This window comes from candidate division KSB1 bacterium (genome assembly GCA_016214895.1).
In the GTDB taxonomy this organism is placed as follows: Bacteria; Electryoneota; RPQS01; order RPQS01; family RPQS01; genus JACRMR01.
In genome coordinates, this window is sequence record JACRMR010000024.1 from 1 (window position 1) to 1,338 (window position 1,338).

1 protein-coding gene is annotated in these 1,338 nt (G+C 61.8%); it reads right to left on the reverse strand.

What is annotated here, in order from left to right; genetic code table 11:
* Positions 1-133: 133 nt before the first annotated feature.
* On the reverse strand, positions 134-1,111 hold the full coding sequence (locus HZB60_12145) for an IS701 family transposase (protein MBI5060517.1): 978 nt from the start codon (positions 1,109-1,111) through the stop codon (positions 134-136).
* Positions 1,112-1,338 lie beyond the last annotated feature (227 nt).

Consider the following 1,338-nt stretch of genomic DNA (forward strand, 5'->3'; position numbering starts at 1 on the left):
ATTTGAAAAAGGTTCTTTGCCAAATCGATGCCTATCGTAGTAATCTTCATTTCGGATGCCCCTTCCTTTGGTGGTTAAGTAATGTTCCACTTTGGCACATCGATGCCGTTCCGGAAAGCGGGCGTCCATTACATTATTCGATGAGCAGCCATTCTTCTTCGCGGGGGCGATCCGCCTGTGCCGCGCGCACTCGCACCCGCGCGAAGCGCGAGGAGAGCGGGGCGTTGGTGCCTTCGCGCCAAGTCAGTGTGCGATAGCGGGTGGCCGGCAGCGCCTGCGCGAGTTCCCGCACGCCGATTGGCCGGTGCGCTCCATCGCGCAATACCCGTGTGCGGGCCCGCCCGCGTCCCGCCCTGGCCGACGCGGGTGCGGGTTGATGTTCATGCCCGGCCAGAAGTTTCTCGGAACACCAGACCGCAGTGCCTGGCCGCACTCCGACCGCATAAGGCAAACTGTTTGCCGACAGCCGGTCACGCAACGCCGCTTCGTCGCCATAGCCCGCATCCATGAGCGCCGTGCCGCGAGGAATCCCGGCGATGCGCGCCGCCTCGATCTGCCCCCACGCGATTTCGCCCTTGGTCGCAAAAGCAATCCCTTCCGGCACGCCCGCACGCCCGCATCGCGGCCTGTCTTCGGCCCACTCGCGCGGCAGGTACAGCCGGTAGCCCAACGGCAAACTGCCATCGGCAGTAGCCAGCGACAGGCTTACCGCCACCTGGCAGTTGTCCGTCTTGCCCAATTGGCCGCAGTATTGGCGCGCCACACCGACCGAATGTTTGCCGAACTTGCGACAGCCCGTGTCATCAATAATCCAGAAGCAAGCTGCCCGCCCTTCGTCGCACAGCTCAGGCACCACCTCGCGCGCCACGGCGGCGAGCAGCCCCGTATCGTTCCATTCCGAGTCGGCCACCAGATGGTGCATCGATTGGTGCGCCTGGCGCACATCCTGCGGGTGCACCCGCGCCGCCATCGGCTCGACGCTCTTGCGCTGTCCCGGCAACATCAGCCCGCGCAGATACCAGCGCGCCGGCGTGGCCCGATCCATATGCCCCAGAGCCTCGACCATCACATCGCTGTAGCGTTCAAAGCGTGATTCCAGGCTGTTACCCATGACCCACCTCCTCGGTTGCTTGAAGATGTTGCGATAATGGCATGTTTTATAACACAGTACAATTAGCGGCATCGCTGGAATTATCGAATATGCCTCTGAACAAAGCCCCGCTTGACCAGTCCAACCTTGCAGGTGGCGACGGACAGGAGGGAATCATGAAAACGGAAAGTGTAACCTTGCTGGAATGGCAAGAGCGTTTCGGATCGGAAGAAGCCTGCCTGGATCAG

What these genes read in the sequence shown, in the direction of transcription:
- HZB60_12145 (MBI5060517.1), bottom strand. Translation starts at nt 1,111, where the DNA reads ATGGGTAACAGCCTGGAATCACGCTTTGAACGCTACAGCGATGTGATG.